The following is a 20,359-nucleotide window of genomic DNA, read 5'->3' on the forward strand; positions in this document are numbered from 1 at the left end:
CGCCGCANTTCGGCGGCCTTGGAGTGCAGAGCAGCGTCGAGATGCCATGCAACGGAGTCGCCGCGGCCGGATGCGACGGGGGGTCGGGGGTGGTCGAAGGGCAGGGCGAGTTGGTCGGGCAGCCCCCGCAATGCGGTGGTCCAGTACTCCAACTGCTGCGACGCCCGACTGCCCGGATCCTCCTCCGACCCCAGCAGCTCCCGCTGCCAGACCGCATAGTCCGCATACTGCACCGCCGGCGGCGCCCAACCCGGCTCCACACCCGCACACCGCGCCGCATACGCCTGCGCCAGATCCCGCATCAACGGACCCAGCGACCACCCGTCACCCGCGATGTGATGCAGCACCAGCAACAGCACATGCTCACCCTCCCCCACCGCGTACAACACCCCACGCAGCGGAAGATCCCGACGCAGATCGAACCCACGCCGCGCCTCCGCAACCAGAACCGACTCGAGCCCACAAGGCGTTACGGATACCCGATCGATCGTAGGCCGAACAGCATGACGGCCGAGGATGCACTGGTACGGCGCACCATCAACCTCGGGATACACCGTACGCAGCACCTCGTGACGCGCCACCACATCACCCAACGCCCGCTCAAGCGCCCCCACATCCAACGGACCATCAAGACGCAGGATGCCGGGCATGCTGTAGGCGAGGTTGTCGCCGTCGACCCGTTGCAGGAACCACATACGGCGCTGGGCGAAGGAGACGGGGAGGGGGTCGGGCCGGTCGACGGGCCTCAACGGTGGGCGAGCTTGGCTCGTGGCGGCGATGGCGACCGCCACGCCGGCCGGCGTGGGGGTTTCGAAGAGCGTGCTGATGGCGACTTCGACGCTCATGGTGGAACGAATGCGGCTGGTGAGCCGAGTGGCCAACAGAGAATGGCCACCCAGGTCAAAGAAGCTGTCGTCCATTCCGACCTGCTCAAGCCCGAGGACTTCCGCGAACAGTTGACAGAGCAGTTGTTCCCGAGGAGTGGTTGGTTCCCGGTAGGCAGCGCTTGAGGCGAAGTCGGGGGCGGGGAGGACCTTGCGGTTGAGCTTACCGTTCCGGGTGAGCGGCAGGCGGTCCAGGACGACGAATGCCGCGGGCACCATGTAGTCGGGCAAGTGTGCGCCGCAGTGTGCACGCAAACGGGTCACCAGAGTCGACAGCGCCCGTCCGGAGGAGGGCTTGCTGGCGTAGGCGGCGGGGTTCTCGACGGCGGTGTTCGGCGCGACGGCGGCGGGAGTGGTCTCGTGCGAGGTGAAGAGCGCGTCGTAGCTGCCGTCGGCTGCGCCGTTCCACGTCGTGGCCGTTCTCCGACCGGTGAGGCGTCCGAGTTCGTGAACATCTTCGGGGTCGATCCCGCTGGTGTCCGTCAAGCGGGCCCGTGCTCCCTCGACGTCGAAGTGCTCATCGAAATGGGCCATGGCTGTGTACTCGGGGAGAGTACGCAGGTTGGGGATACCACGGACCCGCAGGGCGCTGAGGGATGTGTCGGTGAGCACCTCGCGCAGCTCGGCCAGGTCCACGATGTCGCTGCCCCAGGTGAGGCCGTTCTCCAACACCTGCGGATGAACGCTGTCGGCTGGCGCGGTGTGCAGGACGGCCTCGTAGCGGTAGCGGGTGAGTTCGGTGTGCTGACGTCCTCGCTTGAGGAACACCTCTGCCGAGGTGTAGCCGTGGATCGCACTGCAGAGCGCCGGGAAGAAGGCGGGGTCGAGCAGTAGTTCCTTCTCCATCAGCCGGTCCTGCGCAACGGAACGGAGCAACGCCGCAGCCTCGGTTCCCATACGCGCCTGGTGGAGGTGAACCGCGGTGCGCAGGTTCCGCTCCAGGCCTCGGTGGCGGACATCGCCCACGTACACCGATCCTCCGGGAGCCAGGAGATCCCCGAGTCCTTGAAGGACGTCGGTGAGGTAGTCGGCGCTGGGAAAGTACTGGACCACGGAGTTGAGGACGATGGTGTCGAAGTAGCCCTGGGGCAGACCTGCCAGCTCGTGGGCCGGTTGGGCACGCAGAGTGACTTTCTCGTTCAACGTCGGGTTCTGCGCGAGCTGGCGCGCGAGCTTGTTGATCACGGTGGCGGACAGGTCCGTCCCCCAGTACTCCTCGCAGTCCTGAGCCAGCGGAGCGAGGAGCAGCCCGCTTCCCACTCCCACCTCCAGGACGCGCTGCGGATTCAGGGCACGGATGCGGTCAACGGTCCGGTCGCGCCACTCGCGCATTGCGTCCAGCGGGATAGGGGCCTTGTCGTAGCTGCTGTCCCAGCCGGCGAAGTCTTCACCGAGGGGGGCCTTCTGGTCTGCGTAGAGGGTGTCGTAGACGTCTTCCCAGCCGCTGACCATGTCGGTTTCGGAGTCGCCCGGCGAGAGAGCGGGGGCGTTGGGGTCGGAGACGAGGTAGGCGACAAGCTGTGCGTCACCCGGTCCCGGCTCGTGTGCGATGACCGCTGCCTGGGCGGTGCCGTCGTACTCTGTCAGCGTGTTCTCGATCTCGCCCAGCTCGATGCGCAGGCCGCGGACTTTGACCTGATCATCGGTGCGCCCGAGGTATTCCAGCTCCCCTGCTGTCGTCCAGCGAGCCAGGTCGCCGGTGCGGTACATGCGTTCGCCGTCGTTTTGCAGGGGGTCGGCGACGAATCGCTGGGCGGTCTCGGCCGGACGGCTGGCGTAGCCGCGAGCGAGCTGAGCGCCGGTGACGTAGAGCTCGCCCACCACGCCGACGGGAACAGGTGCCAGGTGCGCGTCGAGGACGTATACGCCGGTGTTCCATACCGGTCGGCCGATGGGCACCGGCGCCGTGGCCTGTACCGGCGGACATGCCCGTGCGGTGACGTCCACGGCCGTTTCCGTCGGCCCGTACAGATTGTGTAGTTCGGCATCCACTGTCCGGTGGTACTGGGTACGCAGTTGCGGTGTGAGCGCTTCGCCGGAGCACATGACGCGGCGAAGACTGGTGCATCCCGCGGCTGTCGGTTCCCCAAGGAACTCTCGCAACATGGAGGGGACGAAGTGCGCGGTGGTGATGTCCTCGTCCTGGATGATCCGGGCAAGGTAGGCCGGATCCTTGTGGCCGCCGGGTTGTGCCACCACCAGTGTGGCCCCCTGTAGGAGGGGCCAGAAGAACTCCCAGACGGACACGTCGAAGGTGGCAGGGGTTTTCTGCAGCACACGGTCGTCGGTTCCGAGACGGTATGTGTCCTGCATCCACAGCAGCCGGTTGACGATCGCGGTGTGCGGAACAGCGACGCCTTTGGGCTCGCCGGTGGAGCCGGAGGTGTAGATGAGGTAGGCCGGACTCTGGGGATACAGCGGAACAGGCCGGTCGCGGTCGTTGATCCGGGCGGTACCTGCGGTCTCGTGACTGAACTGATCGCCGACATGGATGACCGGGAGTTCCCCGGGCAGCTGCTGATGCGCCGCAGGTGGTGCGATAACGCAGGTGGCGGCGGCATCGTCAAGCACGAAGGCCAGTCGGTCGGCGGGATTGTCCAGGTCGAGAGGCAGGTACGCAGCACCGGCCTTCAGCACGGCGAGGAGAGCTACGACGAGTTCCGTCGACCGCGGCAGCGCCACGGCGACGATCTTCTCCGGGCCGGCGCCGTGGGCGAGCAGGGCACGGGCGAAGGCGTTGGAACGGGTTTCCAGCTCGGCGTAGGAGAGGTGCTCGTCGGTGAAGGTGACCGCGGTGGCCTGTGGGCTGGCGTCGACCTGCTGTTCGAAGAGGTCCACGAGGTTTGTTGGGGGCAGGTGGTGCGCGGTGGCATTGTTGCCCATCAGCAGCTGATGGCGTTCGTCCGCTGTGAGGATCCCAATGGAGCCGACCGGCAGGTCAGGCTCGCGTGCGACAGTCCACAGCAGTCGCGTCAGGCGTTGCAGGAGCGTCTCGACGGTGCGGCGGTCGAAGACGTCGGTGTTGAAGTGCACGGCTCCTGCGATACCTCCGTGCTGCTCCTGACCGGGGACGGAGGTGTCGGTCAGCTCCAGGTGGAGGTCGAATTTCGCCGTCGTGACAGGCAGGGGTTGGAGCTCGGACTGGAGTCCGGGCATGTCCAGCTCCGTCAGTGGCAGATTGTGGAAGGCCAGCATCACCTGGAACAGCGGATTGTGTGCCGTGCTGCGTGTCGGGTTCAGCACCTCGACCAGACGCTCGAAGGGCAGGTCTTGGTGCTCGTAAGCGGCGAGGACGGTGCTCTTGGTGCGGTGCAGGAGTTCGTGGAAGGTCGGGTTCCCTGAGAGGTCCGCGCGCAGCACGAGGGTGTTGACGAAGAAGCCGACGAGGTCGTCGAGTGCTTCGTCGGTGCGTCCGGCAACAGGTGTGCCGATCGAGATGTCCTCGCCCGCTCCCATCCTGCTCAGAAGCGCCGCCAAGGCGGCATGCAGAACCATGAACACGCTGGCCCCGCTGCCCTGTGCAAGGGAGCCGAGGGCCGTGTGCAGTTCGCCGTCCAGGGTGTAGGCGATGCTGTCGCCTTGGTACCGGGCCAAGGCCGGCCTTGGCCGGTCGAAAGGCAGGGTCGTCTGCTCGGGAAGGTCTGCCAGGGTGGACCTCCAGAAGGCGAGTTGCCGAGAGGCCCTGCTGTGCGGGTCGTCCTCGGCTCCCAGGAGCTGGTGCTGCCAGTGGGTGTAGTCGGCGTACTGCACGGGCAGCGGCTGCCAGTCCGGGGAGCGGGCGTCGAGGCGCGAGGCGTAGGCCTGTGCCAGGTCACGCCCCAGCGGCGCGGCGGACCAGCCGTCGCCGGCGATGTGGTGCAGCAGGAGGAGCAGGATCTGGTCGTCCTCGCTCAACCGGAACAGCGTGCAGTGCAGTGGGACGTCGGTAGTGAGGTCAAAGCAGTGCGCGGCGGCGGCATTGAGATCGGCGGCCAGCTTCTCCTCGGCGGTGGCGGTGACTGTGAGGAGGTCGTCCAGCTGGTCGGGATCCAAGACGGCCTGGCGGGGGTTTCCGTCAGTCTCGGGGAAGACGGTGCGCAGGGTCTCGTGGCGTCGTGCCAGGTCGGTGAGCGCGAGGCTGAGTGCCTCCTGGTCAAGGTGACCGGTCAGGCGAAGTGGCAGGGCAATGTTGTAGGTGGGGTTGGGGCCTTGAAGGCGGTGGAGAAACCACAGGCGTCGCTGGGCGAAGGACAGGGGCACCGTGTCCGCCCGTGGGGCACGGCGGAGTGCCGGCCGCACGAGGGCTGCGCCGTCCAGACGGGCTGCGAGGCGAGCGATGGTGGGCGCTTCGAAGAGGGTCCGGACGGGTACTTCTGTCGCGAGCGTACCGCGAATGCGGCTGACTAGGCGGGTGGCCAGCAGCGAGTGTCCGCCGAGTTCGAAGAAACTGTCATCGATGCCCACTTCGGGCAGCTCCAGCACTTCGGCGAACAGCGCACTGAGCGCTGCCTCCTGGGGGGTGCGCGGGCTGCGGGAGGAGGCGCGGCTGTGGAAGTCAGGGGCGGGCAAGGCGGCCTGGTCGAGCTTGCCGTTGGGCAGCAGCGGAAGCTCGTCGAGGCTGACCACAGTGGCGGGGACCATATGCTCAGGCAGCTTCACGGCTACGTGTGACCTGAGTTCCTGCATCTGCGGGGCTGGTTCGCCTGTCAGGGCCAGGGTCACATAGGCGACCAGATGGCCGTCTCGAAGTAGGACGGCGGCCCTGGCCACTGTCGGGTGGGAGGACAGGGCCGATTCGATTTCCCCGGGCTCAATGCGGAAGCCCCGCAGCTTGATCTGCTGGTCCGCCCGGGCAAGGTATTCGAGTTTGCCCTTGTTGTCCCAGCGCACCAGGTCACCGGTGCGGTACATACGTCCGCCCTCGGTGCTAAAGGGGTCGGCCACGAACCGTTCGGCGGTCAGCCCGGAGCGGTGGGCGTATCCGCGGGCCAGTCCCGCACCTGCTACGTACAGTTCTCCAGCGATCCCAGCGGGCACCGGTTGGAGACCCGTGTCCAGGACGTAGGCCCGGGTGTTGAAGATGGGGCTTCCGATGGGTGGGCGGTGCGGGCCGCCGTTGAGGGGCTCGGTCATGCTGACGCACACCGTGTACTCGGTGGGCCCGTAGGCGTTGAACATGTGGCGGCCGGTTGACCAGTGAGCTGCGGTCTCGGCGGAGCAGGCCTCACCGGCGACGACCAGGAAGGCGGGCAGGTCACCGAGTGGTTCGGCCGCCTGGGCGTCCATCACCGAGGAGGGCGCACACAGGTGGGTGACCTGGTGCCGCTGGATGGTCTGGGCCAGTGCTGCGCCCGGGGTGAGATGATGCGAGGGGGCCACGACGAGTGCCGCTCCGGACAGCAGGGTGCTGACCATCTCGAACACGGCGGCGTCGAAACTCACCGAGGAGAACTGGAGGAAGCGGCTACCGATGCCGAGGTCGAGTTCGTCGGCCACGAACTGTGCCAGGTTGGGTAGTCCGGTGTGCGTGACGACGACACCCTTGGGCCGGCCGGTGGAACCGGACGTGTAGATGAGGTAGGCCGGGTGCTCGGGCCACAGCGTGGCGTGCCGTTCGCTGTCGGTCACGTCACCGCCGGTGCTGGCGTCGAGGAAACCGTGGACGTCCCGGGAATCGAGATCGATGAGCGGGTGCCCACCTCGCAGGGCGGTCGCGCCCTGCGAGGTCGTCACGATGCAGATCGGAGAGGCGTCTTGGACCATGAAGGCCAGACGTTCGGTCGGGTAGTCGGGGTCAAGAGGCAGGTAGGCAGCGCCGCTCTTCAACACGGCGAGCAGGCTGACCGTGAGGTGCGGTGACCGCGGAACCTCGACGGCGACAACTTGTTCGGGCCCTGCGCCGTGGCGCACCAGGAGCCGAGCGAGGCGGTTGGCGCGCTCGTTGAGCTCGGCGTACGTCAGCTGCTCGTCGTCGCAGATCAGGGCGACAGCGTCGGGGGTGCGGGCGGCTTGCTGTTCGAAGGCTTCCGGCAGCGGCATTCGCGGCATCGGCCAAAAGGTGTCGTTGTTGTCGGTCAGAAGCCGGCGTCGTTCCAGCGCGTCCAGGACATTCACGGAGCTGAGGGCCTGGTCCGGATCGTTCAGAACCTCCTCCAGGACTCGCGTGAGTCGCTTGAGCAGGAGGCGGAGCGAGGACTCGTCGAAGAGTTCGGTGGCGTAGATGGCGTGCCCGGTGATGCCACGAGGGTCGCCGTCCGGGCCGTGGTGTTCGGTGAGGCTGAGTGCCAGGTCGAACTGCGCCATGCCTGGGTCAAGAGGCTGGATTGTGGTGGTGAGGCCGGGTAGGGCGGGTTCGGGCTGGGGGCTGTTCTGCAAAGCCAGCATCACCTGGAACAGCGGGTGCCGGGACATGCTGCGGGTCGGGTTCAGCACCTCCACCAGCCGCTCGAACGGCAGATCCTGGTGGTTGTAGGCGGCCAGGTCACAGCGCCGCACCCGCGCCAGCAGTTCCCGGAACGTCGGATTGCCGGAGGTGTCGGTACGCAGCACCAAAGTGTTGACGAAGAACCCGACCAGGTCCTCCACCGCCTCATCAGTACGCCCGGCCACCGGCGTACCCAGCGGAATGTCCTCTCCCGCACCCAACCGCGTCAGTAGGGAAGCAAACGCCGCCTGCAACACCATGAACGTGCTGACCCCACACTCCCGCGCCAGACGGGTCAGATCCGCGTGGAGGGCGGAGGAAAGATGGTAGGGGACTTGGGCCCCTCGATAGCTGGCGACGGGGGGTCGGGGGTGGTCGAAGGGCAGGGCGAGTTGGTCGGGCAGCCCCCGCAATGCGGTGGTCCAGTACTCCAACTGCTGCGACGCCCGACTGCCCGGATCCTCCTCCGACCCCAGCAGCTCCCGCTGCCAGACCGCATAGTCCGCATACTGCACCGCCGGCGGCGCCCAACCCGGCTCCACACCCGCACACCGCGCCGCATACGCCTGCGCCAGATCCCGCATCAACGGACCCAGCGACCACCCGTCACCCGCGATGTGATGCAGCACCAGCAACAGCACATGCTCACCCTCCCCCACCGCGTACAACACCCCACGCAGCGGAAGATCCCGACGCAGATCGAACCCACGCCGCGCCTCCGCAACCAGAACCGACTCGAGCCCACAAGGCGTTACGGATACCCGATCGATCGTAGGCCGAACAGCATGACGGCCGAGGATGCACTGGTACGGCGCACCATCAACCTCGGGATACACCGTACGCAGCACCTCGTGACGCGCCACCACATCACCCAACGCCCGCTCAAGCGCCCCCACATCCAACGGACCATCAAGACGCAGGATGCCAGGGATGTTGTAGGTCAGGTTCTCCTGATCCATGCGGTGCAGGAACCATATGCGGCGTTGGGCGAAGGACAGGGGCGGGTACTCCGCCCGGGCGGTGGGGCCCAACGCCGGCCGGGTGTCCCCGGGGGCGTTCATCCTGCTTGCGAGACCCGACACACTCGGCGTGTCGAAGAGGGCGTTGATCGGGAGCTCCACTCCGATTTCGGCCCGAATGCGACTGATGAGGCGAGTGGCCAACAGAGAATGGCCACCCAGGTCAAAGAAGCTGTCGTCTATGCCGACCTCGCTGATTCCGATGACCTCGGCGAAGAGGACGCAGAGCAGGCTCTCCAGGGGGGCGCTGGGTTGCTGCTGTGGAGCGGTGTCGTCACCAGGGTCGGGAGCAGGCAGGGCTTGCCGGTCGAGTTTGCCGTTGGAAGTGAGTGGGAGGCGCTCAAGAGCGACGACCACGCTCGGGACCATGGACTCGGGGAGTCGTTCCGCCAGGTGGGAGCGGATGTCGGCGGATGCGATCTCGTCGGGTGTGTGGCCCGTTACGGGAACAACGTAGGCCGCCAGCAGGCTCTCGCCGCGGGTGTCCGATAGGAGCGTGACCGCGGCTGAGTCGAGGCGGGGGTGTGCGACGAGGGCTCGCTCGACCTCAGCGGGCTCGATGCGTACTCCGCGGATCTTGATCTGATGATCCTGGCGGCCGGCGAATTCGAGAAGACCTTGTGCGTTCCAGCGAGCCAGGTCGCCTGTGCGGTACATGCGCTCGCCAGCCACGTAGGGGTTCGCGACGAACCGTTCGGCGGTGAGTGCCGCGCGCCGACCGTACCCACGGGTGAGGCCGGGGCCGAAGACGTACAGTTCCCCCAGCACGCCCGTAGGCACCGGGCGAAGCCGCGCGTCCAGAACGTAGACGCGGGTGTTGGGTGTCGGGCGTCCGATGGGCGGATGGCTGGGAAGATCATCGGCTCTCGTACGCCAGATCGTAGCGTTGACGGTAGCTTCGCTCGGGCCATAAGCGTTGGCCAGATGTGCGTCCGAGTGCGCAGCGAAGCGTTCGATGACTTCCCTGGACAGGACGTCTCCGGCGCAGATCACTTGCGCGAGTGAGGGAGCCGGGCACCGGGCGAGTTCGTCGGTCAGCAGGTCCAGTACGGCGGGGACGATGTCGATGGCGGTGACGCCGTGGCGGCGGATGAGGTCCGCGAGGTATGCGGGATCCTTGTCACCTCCCGGGGCGGCGATGACGAGGCGTGCTCCGGCGAGAAGGGCCCAGAAGATCTCCTCGACCGAGGCGTCGAAGTTCAAGGGGGATTTATGGAGGACGACGTCGTGGGTTTCGAGGGGGAACTGGTGCTGGACGGCGTCGGCGAGGCTGGCGATGTTCTGGTGGGTCAGCACCACCCCCTTGGGGTTACCGGTGGAGCCGGAGGTGTAGAGGAGGCAGGCGGCGTTGTGCGGGTGCAGTTGGGTGCCACGGTCACGGTCGGTCACCGGCTGCCGAGAGTGGGTGGCCAGCGCCATCTGGGTAGCTGAGCTGTTCAGCGGGACACACGGGATGGAGGATGTGTCGTCGGCGAGCAGCCTTTCGGTGGCCTCGGTGCACACAACGAAGGCCGGCTGCGCGTCGTCAAGGATGTACGCGGTGCGCTCGCGCGGGTGGTCAGGGTCCAGAGGCAGGTAGGCGGCTCCGGTCTTGAGTACGGCGAGGAGCGCGATGACCTGTTCCGCGGAGCGCGGTAGAGCGAGGGCGATGGTCTGCTCGGTCGTGGCGCCGTGATCGAGGAGGAGCCTGGCCAACTGGTTCGCGTGCGCTTCGAGTTCGGCGTAGCTGAGGGTCTCGTGGTCTGTGACCAGAACGGTGGCGTCGGGCTGTGCGGCGGCTCGCTGCTCGATGGCCTGCGGCAGACAGAGCTCGGGGACGGGTCGGAGAGGCTCGTTGTGAGCGGTGAGGAGCCGGTGCTGCTCCTCTGGGGTAAGGAGGTCGATGTCTCCGATGGGGGTGTGTGGTTCGGTGGCCACAACTCGCAGGAAGTGTTCGAGTCGCCGCAGGGTGGTTTGCACCGTCGTACGGTCGAACAGGTCGGTGGCGTAGATGGCGGAGCCGTCGATGCCTCCGGGGGTTCCTTCGGTGTCTTGGTGCTCGGTGAGGCTGAAGGTCAGGTCGAAGCGAGCGATGCCGGGTTCGAGGGGCTCGATCTCGGCCTGCAGGCCGGGGAGGTCGAGTTCGGCCTCGGCATTGTTCTGCAGCGCCAGCATCACCTGGAACAGCGGGTGGCGTGCGGTGGAGCGGGCGGGATTGAGAACCTCCACCAGCCGTTCGAAGGGCAGGTCCTGCTGGGCGTATGCGGCGAGGTCGTGATCTCGGACGCGGTTCAGCAGGGTGTGGAAGGTGGGGTTGCCGGAGGTGTCGGTGCGCAATACGAGTGTGTTGACGAAGAAGCCGACCAAATCATCGAGCGCTTCGTCGGTGCGTCCGGCAACGGGTGTACCCAGCGGGATGTCCTCCCCGGCGCCGAGACGCGTCAGCAGGGACGCCAGTGCAGCCTGGAGGACCATGAACACACTGCTGCCCGTGTCGTGGGCAAGTCGGCGGATACTCTCGTGCAGCTCCGGATCAATCTGGACTGAGGCGGCTTCACCTCGGCTGCTGGCCACTGCCGGACGAGAGCGGTCGAAGGGCAGGGTCAGCTGGTCAGGGATACCGGCGAGGGCGGAGGTCCAGTACGCGAGCTGCGTGCTGATGGCGCTGTCAGGGTCGTCCTCCGAGCCCAGCATCTGTCGCTGCCACAACGCATAGTCAACGTACTGCACCGGCAGGTCGGGCCAGGTGAGGGCCGAGCCCTGGCTGCGCTGGCGGTAGGCGTGGGCGAGGTCCCGCATAAGAGGAGCGAGCGACCAGCCGTCCGCCGCGATGTGGTGGATCACCACCAGGAGCACGTGGTCGCCCTCCGCCAGCTCGTACAGGAAGACGCGCACCGGAGGTTCGGCGGTGAGGTCGAAGCTGGTGCGTGCCGCGGCGAGAAGTTCGTGGTGGATGTGCTGGCCGTCGGGGTGTTGCTCCTGCAGCCGTGGAGTGGCAGCGCAGGGTTCGAGGACGACCTGGTGCGGGCTTCCGTCGGCCTCCGGGTAGACCGTACGAAGTGTCTCGTGCCGGGTCACCAGGTCGGTGAGCGCGCTCTGGAGAGCCTGACGGTCCAGAGTTCCGCGCAGCCGCAGGGCGCCGGGCATGTTGTAGGCGAGGTCTGATCCGTCCATGCGCTGCAGGAACCACATGCGGCGCTGGGCGAAGGAGAGGGGCACGATCTCGGGGCGTTCGGCGTGCGTCAGAAGGGGCCGGGCGGGTGCCGTCTGCCGCAGCAACGGCGCCAGTTGAGCGACGGTGGGGTTTTCGAAGAGGGAGCGGATCTCCATCTCGATGCGCAACTCGGTACGGATTCGGCTGGTGAGCCGGGTGGCCAGGAGGGAGTGGCCACCGAGTTCGAAGAAGCTGTCGTCAAGGCCCACATCGGACAGGCCGAGTACCTCCTCGAACAGGCCGCACAACCGCCGCTCGTTGGTTGTGCCGGGTCGGCGTGCGGAGGACGAGGTGAACTCCGGTGCCGGCAATGCCCTGCGGTCCAGCTTTCCGTTCAGAGTGAGGGGCAGCCGGTCCATCGGTACGAAGGCGGCGGGCACCATGTGCTCGGGGAGGTGCTGCGCGCACCAGTGACGGGCCTGAGCGGTCAGGGCGGACAGCAGATGCGCTGTGGCAGGCGTGTTCGCGTGCCGGGCGAGGTCGCCGGTCAGCTGGTCCGTGGGTTCGTAGGCAGCGGGGCGGGAAAGCGCTGGGGAGGATGTGGCGGAGCGGCGGAAGACGGCGTCGACGTGGCCGGCCTGGGTGCGTGAGGACCAGGTGATGACGACGTCGTAGCCAAGTTGTTCGCCAAGCCTGTGGAGGTCCTCGGGGTCGGGAGCACCGCCGGTGCGAGAGAGCAGTTCGCGCGCTTCGGAAGGCGCCTGATGGCTTTCGAAGACCTCGCGCGTATGGAGTTCGTGGACGATACGGGCGTTGGGTATTTCCTGGAGGCGTACGCGCTCTGCCGGGTTACTGGTCAGGAGCTGACGGAACGCAGCGAGGTCTGCGACGTCCCGGCTCCAGGTCAGACGGTGCTCCTGGCACTCACTGAGCGGGCGCTCGGGGGCGGTGCGCAGGACGACGTCGTAGCGGTACCGGCTGAGCTCGTTGTGGTGCGTGCCTCGTTTGAGGCGCACCTCTGCGGCGGACATGCCATCGGTGTGCGCGGCGAGGTCCGGGAAGAAGTCGGGGTGCAGGAGAAGTTCCTTCTCCATCAGCATGTCCTGCGCGATGGCCCGGCGCAGCGTCGCCGGGTCGGTGTCGTCGGCGGCCTGGGTCAGTCGTACGGCCGTGCGGAAGCAGTGCAGGAGCTCGCGATGGCGAACGTCGCCGACGTAGACACGACCGTGCGGGGCCAGCAAGGGCAGCAGGCCGCGCAAAACGTCGGCCAGGTATTCCGCGGTGGGAAAGTACTGAATGACGGAGTTGAGGATGATGGTGTCGAAGGTGCCGTGCGGCAGGCCGTCGGTGTCATCCGCGGGCTGGGCGCGGAGGGTGACGTGATCGAACTGTTGCGGATGCTGATGCATCTGGTCACGCAGTCGTTCGATGACCACGTGAGAGAGGTCGGTGCCCCAGTATTCCTCGCAGGTGGGCGCCAGCTGTGACAGGAGCAGGCCGGTACCGGCACCGATCTCCAGCACCCGCCGAGGGTTGAGTTCACGAATCCGCCGCACGGTGTGGTCGCGCCACTCGCGCATGGCTTCCAGCGGGATGGGGGCACCGGTGTAGCTGCTGTCCCAGCCGGAGAAGTCCTCGCCGAAGGGCTGCGCGTCCCCGCTGTCGTAGAGAGAGTCGTAGACCGCTTCCCAGTCGGCGACCACTTCGCCGAGGGGAGCGTCGGATACGGCGGTGCTGGCGTCGCTGCTCGGGATGACGTAGGCGACGAGCTGCTGGTGTCCTGTGCCGTCTTCACGGGCCAGGACCGAGGCCTCGTCAATGCCGGGGCACTGGGAGAGGACTGTGGAGATCTCGCCTGTCTCGACGCGGAAGCCACGAATCTTGACCTGCTCGTCGGCACGGCCGACGTACTCCAGTTCACCTCGGCTGTTCCACCGAACGAGGTCTCCAGTGCGGTACATGCGCTGGCCTTCGGCATCGAAGGGGTCGGCCACAAACCGTGTGGCGGTCAGCTTCGGCCGGTTGACGTAACCGCGCGATACCTGAGGGCCCGCGGCGTAGAGCTCACCGACGGTACCGACAGGGACCTGGCAGAGCCCACGGTCCAGCACGTACAGACGGAAGCCCGGCAGCGGCTTGCCCACGGGGCTGACGGTGCCTTCGGTGGTGTCGTCACTCCGCAGTCGGCGGTGTGTGACGTGCACCGTGGTCTCGGTGATTCCGTACATGTTGACCAGGGCCGGCCCGGAGTCTCCGTGGCGCGCGTACCAGCTCTGCAGGCGTGCAGGCTCCAACGCCTCACCACCGAAGACGACCGTGCGCAGGGCCAGGTCCTCCCCGAACTGCGGGTCGTCCTCGTCGGCTTGGGCGAGCTGGTAGAAAGCGGAGGGGGTCTGGTTGAGTACGGTGACCTGCTCCTCCGCGAGCAGGCGCAGGAACGCGGCGGGGTTGCGCGTGACCTGCTGCGGTACGACAACGAGGCTCCCACCGTGGAGCAAGGCGCCCCACAGCTCCCAAACTGCGAAGTCGAAGGCGTAGGAGTGGAAGAGGGTCCAGCGATCCTTCTCGTCGTAGTGGAAGAGGTCCTGGGCGGCATGCAGGAGTGCGACAACGTTGCGGTGAGTGACAGCGACGCCCTTGGGGGTGCCGGTTGATCCGGAGGTGTAGATCACGTAGGCCGGGTGATCGGCCAGGATGGGCGCTGTGCGCTCTCCTGGGTGCAGGGGAGCGCCCGAGCGAGCGGCGATCGCCTCGGTGACCGACGGCTCGTCGAGTACCAGCGGCTGCGGCATCCGTGCCGCGGTCTGTGGCAAAGTGTGCTGCGTCGCCGTGGTGCACACCACGGCGACCGGATCGGCGTCGCGAAGGGTGAAGGCGATCCGGTCGGCGGGGTAGTTGGGGTCGAGGGGGAGATAAGCACCTCCCGCCTTGAGCACAGCGAGGATGGCGACGACCATGTCGATCGACCGGGGAAGAGTCAGCGCCACCAACTTCTCCGGGCCGACCCCCGCACCGATCAGCAGCCGGGCGAGCTGGTTCGCCTTCCCGTCCAGCTCGGCGTAGCTCAAGGACACATCCCCGCAAGTGACAGCGGTGGAGGACGGCCGCTGCGCGACGGTGGCCGCGAAGAGCTCGGGCACGCACACCTCGGGGACGGAAACCGGCCCGGTTGCGCCCGCAGCGGTGAGTTGCTCGCGCCCTTGGGTGGTCGTCATGGGCAGCGCTTCTACCGACGTGTGAATCTCGGCGTCGACGATGTTGCGCAGGAGATCAGTGAACGCGCGCTGGAGGGCCTCGGGCTCTTCCGGCCCGTACAGCTGCGGGTTGAGGTCGAAGTCCACCCGCAGGGAGCCGCCGAAGACCTCGGGGTAGACGACCACGGACAGGTCGTCCACGGACCCGATGGTGAGGTTGTGAGCGACGGCCTGGCAGTCGCCGAACTGGAACCGATGGGGGAACGGCATGATGTTGATCTGCGGGCCGAAGAGCCGCTGTCTGCTAGAGGTTTGCAGGTCGCGCTGCATGTCCTCGTAGCGGTAGAGCTGGTGCTGCAGGGCAGTGCGTGCCTCGGTCGAGACTTGCCGCACCGCGTCGAAGAGGGTGTAGCCGGGGAGTACGGGCGTCCGCAGCGGCAGCATGTTGGAGAACATTCCCGGGGTGCCCTGGACGTTGGACTTGCTCCGGCCGGCTGACGGAAGCCCCAACGAGATGTCCCGGACGCCGGTGAGCCGGTGCACGAACAGGCCCAGAGTGGTCATCACCACGACGGGCCAACTGGTGCGGCAGCGCCGCGCGGTGTGCCGAAGGCCTTCGAATTCTGCTGCCGTCAGGAACCCGGTGTGCCGGAGACGTCCGTGCTGGCGGGCGGTGCGGCCGGTGCTGAGGCTGGCGGGGGGCGGGCAGTCGGAGAGCCGCTCCGCCCAGAAGGCCCGATCCTGACTGAACTGTTCGGAGCTGCGGTAGGCCGCGTCCTGCTTGAGCAGTTCTTCCACCGGTGTGAACGTGCTGTCCGAGGACGCGCCGTTGAGGAGCGCGGTGTAAATGTCGGCGGCGCGTTCGGTGACCAGGGCACCGCTGTAACCGTCGATGACGATGTGATGAACCCGGCGGTACCAGAGGTACCGGTCGTCGGCGACCTTGAAGAGCCGGTCGGTGTAAAGCAGGTCCTGTACAAGATCCATCGGACGCCGCGCGTCTTGTCGCATCCACGCTTCGGCCTCCGCCTGGGGGGCGTCTTGCCCGCTCACGTCGGTCACCGGCAGGCTCCACTGCGGAGCCTCGGGGATGATCTGACGAGGGGTGTCGTCCTGTATGACGAACCGGGTATGGAACGCACGGGCTTCACAAACCGCCTGGGCAAGCGCGGCTCGGAGCAGACGCTCGTCAACCTGCCCGCGGATCTCCACGTATTCAGCGAGATTGTACGCGGCCTTGTCATCGGAGATCTGATGCGCGAACCAGATCTCGGACTGCGCAGCCGACAGCGGGAAGCTCTGGGCGGGTCCGTCTGACACTGTTCACCCTTTGCGAGGTATGCGAGATGCGGGTTCTAAGGAGGGCCGGGGCAGGGCGGTACGGGGCGTGCCGCTACCGGCAACCGGTACTGGTGAAGTAGTCCCGGAGGTAAGCCGAGGCCTTTTCGATCACGTCCGTGTCGCGGACCAGAGCGACACGGATGAAGCGCTCGCCGCGCCTGCCGTCGGCCCAGAAGAAGTCCTCGCAGGGCAGGACATGAAGTCCGCCTGCCTGGAGCTCGCGCCATACCCCCCGGGAGGAAAGGTGGTTCGGCAGACCTACAAGGGTGACGCCGACGTCTGAGGGCCCATCCGGCAGTGCGGCTCTCGTGGAGGACAGTGACTCGTACAGGATCTCGCGGTTGTGCTTGACGAGCCTGTGCAGTTGCTGATATCCGCCGTGCGTGGCGTCGTGTGCGAACTCGGCAACCAGGCTGAGCACAAAAGGGCTCACGCTCAGCAGCACGTCGGAGAGGTGTTCGTGCAGGTCGAGGGAGCAGTTGGCGCTGTAGGAGATAAAGCCCAGCTTCAGTTCGGACAGCGGCCACAGTTTCCCGGTGTCCTCGATCATCACCCACTCGACGCCGACTGCGTCCAAGAGTTCGTACGTGTCCTGACGCTCACCGCTGATGTAGCCCCGGAAGCAGGTGTCGAGCACGAGTATCTTCCCCTGCTGGACGCACGCTTCCGCGATGCTACGAAGTGCCTCGTGACTGATGGTCACGCCGGTCGGGTTGTTCGGCACCGTGAGGAAGAGAGCGTCGAGGTCATCAATGTGGGGTACTGCGCCGTCGGCCAGGGCGTCCTCTTCCAGGGGCACCAACTGGTGACCCCAACCGCGCAGCAGGTCGGGGATGTTGTCGAAAGTGGGGTGGATGAGGCCGATACGGTTTCCGCGCTGTGCCAGCGATCGCGCCACAACGTCCATGGCCACGGAGGAGGCGTAGCAGGACAACACACGCCCTTCCTCCACAGGGGCCTTGTGCTGCCCGACGGAGCTCAGGAAGGCGCGCTGGGCCCGGGCTTCGAGGTCTGCGAAGGCTTCCTTTCCCGCTGCCCGGAAGAGACTGGGCATGCGGTCGACGATCGCGGACTGTCCGGCGGTCAGACTGTTTCGGGGGTGTCCGTCGCTGACGTTGATCTCACCGTCGAGAGCGAGGATCTCGTATCGAGTGAGATTACTCAGTCCGTGTGGGCTCGCCGCCGTGTGCATACCAGGTTCCTTTTCTGACGCAGTATCGTGTGTGGGCCTCAGAAACACGTCTCATTCCGCTAGAGAAGGGCGAGTGCGAGATCTCTCTACCTGACTCGCCTGACGCACCATGACGGGAATTCGAAGGAGACGCCTGAGAACCGGAGAAGTGTCTGGTTGTCGAGCCGGGCAGTCGGCAGAGCATGACCGATGGCGTGCATCGGCACCCCGGGGCCGCCTGGACTGTGGACGCCAGAGTCGGTCGAGGAGTCGTTAGGAAGGGTTTTCACGCCCACACTTGGAATCTGCGGCTTGCCATGGGCCAATCCGCCCGTCGCGCCAGCGGGCACCAATTACCCGAGCCGCCGGCATCACCACATCAGCCTTGGTAGACACACGCTCCCCCGTTCATCGACGCCTGCACCCAGCACTCCATCTCGCTACCTGCGCAAGCATGCAGCTTCGTTGACAGGAATATTAACCACAACAAGCCCGGCGATGCACGACACTTCCGCACAGCACTACGCTCGGAGATCAAATAGCGACGCAGGGTGCGCGCGACGGGCCGAAGCCGAGGGCTATTCCCCGCATTTCAGGCCTTCGCATCTCCTGGTGCCTGATCCGGGCACACCATTCAGCCGATTCCAACCTGATGCGGTGGGCGGCTAGTTGAGGCGGAGGGCGGTGTCCGGACGTGAAGGTCGGGTGGCCCGGAGGGGTCTCACCTCCGGGCTCCCACAGATCCCGGCGTGACAGTCTCCCGTCACCGGGCTCTTCTCAACCTCGCCGTCGGAACTTTGGGACCCATCCCCAATGCGCGAAGAAGCGCGGGTACTGGCGGGTCGTGCGCTTCCAGGCCGCGTGCGCTTTGGTGAAAGTCCTTAGTGCTCCAGTTGCAGTTCGCTCATCGTTGCTGGTCAGGGACGTGTTTCTGAGTTTAGCGGGCTGATGGGTCGTCATGTGTGGTGAGTTAGTGACCTCTGGTGCGGCGGGGTCGTTGTCCTGGTGGTGCGGGACGATGTGCAGCTGGACGTCTGGTCGGCGGAACTGGAAGAAGTGCTCGTGCGGGTCGGTCACCGGTTCCGTCGAGTGGATCTGCGACGGCGGATGCGCGCCTACATGCGGGGGCTGCTGGGCCAGGTGGGCCGGAAGAACGGCTGGCAATCGGTCGAGCATGCCGGGCACAGCACGCCCACAGGGTTGCAGCACCTACTCGGCCGGGGCTGCTGGAATCCTGACGAGATACGGGATGATCTGCAGGAATACGTAGCCGAGAAGCTCGGCGATACCGGTGGCGTACTGATCATCGATGACACGGGTTTCCTCAAGAAGGGCACCACGTCGGCCAGGGTGCAGCGGCAGTACTCCGGCACGGCCGGCCGCACGGAGAACTGCCAGGTAGGCCTCTTCGCCGCCTACACCACCAGCAAGGGGCGGGCACTGGTGAACCGGAAGTTGTATCTGCCGAAGTCCTGGACGCAGGACGCGGACCGCTGCTCGGCAGCGAAGGTCCCCCCGGAGCGGGAGTTCGCCACCAAGGGCGACCTGGCCAAGGCGATGGTGGCCAGAGCCCTGGCCTCGCCCTTGCCGATCGCTTGGGTGACCGCGGATTCCGCCTACGGTCAGGAATGGCGCTTCCGCCGCATGCTGGAAGAGGCTGGGGTCAGCGATGTGCTGGCCGTGCCGAAGTCCCAGCAGATCAATGCCCTCACTGGACGGAGTTTGGCGCATCAACCAACTCATGGCCGACGCACCCGAGGACGCCTGGCAGCGCCTATCCTGCGGGGACGGCGCCAAGGGGCCACGCCTCTACGATTGGGCCGCCGCGAAGCTGCCGGGCATCGACATCTTCGACGGTGACCAGCCCACCCACCACCGGTGAGTACTGGCCCGCAGCAGCCTGACCCGGCCAGAGGAGATCACCTACTACCTCGCCTACGCGCCCGAGGGCACCAATGCTGAGGAACTCATGCACATCGCCGGTAGCCGGTGGGCGATCGAGGAAGCGTCCCAGGCCGCGAAGAACGAGTGCGGCCTGGACGAATATGAAGTGCGCCGCTACCCCGGCTGGTACCGGCACATCACCCTCGCCATGCTCGCCCACGCCTTCCTGTCCGCCATCGCCGCCCTGGAAGAGGAAAAGGGGCAGCAGAAACGGTTCCGACACCCTCATACCCCTCACCGTGGCAGAGATCCGGCGACTCCCGGCAGCTCACCGCCCCCACTCCGCACCCCACCGCAGACTCGATCACACATTGAGCTGGTCCCGCTGGCGACGACGTCACCGAGCCACCGCCCAACGATGCCACTACCGTCGCCGCACCAGGGGTCACAAACTCACCGCACATGACGGGACATCAGCCCGCCACACTTAGAAACACGTCCCTGACCAGCAACGATAGCGAAATGTAACTGGAGTACTAGAACCCCAACCACGGCCGTGAAAATCCCTGACCGATTTCGAAGGTGTCCGGGACCCCCGCGAAGCACCCGGACATAGCTGTGGAAGCGCACCGTTCCAACACCGGCAAGGCAACGGAAGCTGACCTCGTTCTTGCCCTGCGAGGACCCTTCGAGACACCCGACAGGGCGCCCACCAAGCCGGCCAGACCGATCCGAACGGGCGGCTGGTTCCATGTCTCGCCGGAGGCTGAGTCAGAGGTAAGACCCACCGGCGGAGTGCGAGTTCGCGACGTCACTCCGGGACACTCACGGGCCCGCGCAGAGAGGACCTGGTGCCGGGTGGGGGAACTGCGTCTAGCGCCGCAGACCCTGGGTCGTCGCCTGCACTGCCGGGGCGTCGCTCAGGCCGAGGCGGAGATGCTCGACGTGGTAGAGGGCCTGGTCGAGGAGTTCGGCGACATGGTTGTCGTACAGGGTGTACACCACCGTGCGGCCCTTCCGCGTCCCGGTGACCAAACCGAGATTGCGCAGCAGGCGGAGTTGGTGGGAACAGGCAGACTGCTCCATGCCGACCTCGGCAGCGAGTTCGGTCGCCGGCAGTGGGCCTTCGCGTAGACGGGCGAGGATGAGCAGCCGGGACGGGGTCGCCAGCGCCTGGAGAGTGCTGGCGACTTTGGTGGCCGCGTCCGCGTCCAGGCGTGCGCGCGGGACGCCGTCGGCTGGCGGTACTGCTCCATGACCCATGTGTGCATGGTACGCCGCGAGCGAATGCATGAATCTATGTTCATTCTTTCCTGTTAAAGTGACGCGG

At 66.5% G+C, this 20,359-nt stretch carries 2 protein-coding genes and 2 pseudogenes; 1 reads left to right on the top strand and 3 read right to left on the bottom strand.

Annotated elements, in window-relative coordinates; translation table 11 throughout:
• Positions 1–77: 77 nt before the first annotated feature.
• Positions 78–15,953, bottom strand: a pseudogene (locus tag AN216_RS29890) (amino acid adenylation domain-containing protein); the annotation flags it as partial.
• A gap of 73 nt (positions 15,954–16,026) precedes the next feature.
• A complete protein-coding gene (locus tag AN216_RS01985; RefSeq protein WP_070194810.1) occupies positions 16,027–17,166 on the bottom strand; it encodes an aminotransferase class I/II-fold pyridoxal phosphate-dependent enzyme in 1,140 nt (379 codons plus the stop codon).
• Between the two features lie 999 nt (positions 17,167–18,165).
• Here AN216_RS01985 and AN216_RS01990 point away from each other — a divergent pair.
• A pseudogene (locus AN216_RS01990) lies at positions 18,166–19,306 on the top strand (IS701 family transposase); the annotation flags it as partial.
• Positions 19,307–19,902: 596 nt separating this feature from the next.
• On the opposite strand, the gene AN216_RS01995 reads toward AN216_RS01990, so the two are convergent.
• Entirely contained in the window at positions 19,903–20,292 is a 390-nt protein-coding gene (locus tag AN216_RS01995; RefSeq protein ID WP_070194878.1) for an ArsR/SmtB family transcription factor, read from the bottom strand.
• Positions 20,293–20,359: the final 67 nt, after the last annotated feature.

Origin of the sequence: Streptomyces oceani (genome assembly GCF_001751245.1) — a bacterium.
In the GTDB taxonomy this organism is placed as follows: Bacteria; Actinomycetota; Actinomycetes; order Streptomycetales; family Streptomycetaceae; genus Streptomyces; species Streptomyces oceani.

Coding starts and splice junctions, on each gene's coding strand:
- AN216_RS01995 (WP_070194878.1), bottom strand. CDS start 20,292: ATGGGTCATGGAGCAGTACCGCCAGCCGACGGCGTCCCGCGCGCACGC.
- AN216_RS01985 (WP_070194810.1), bottom strand. CDS start 17,166: ATGCACACGGCGGCGAGCCCACACGGACTGAGTAATCTCACTCGATAC.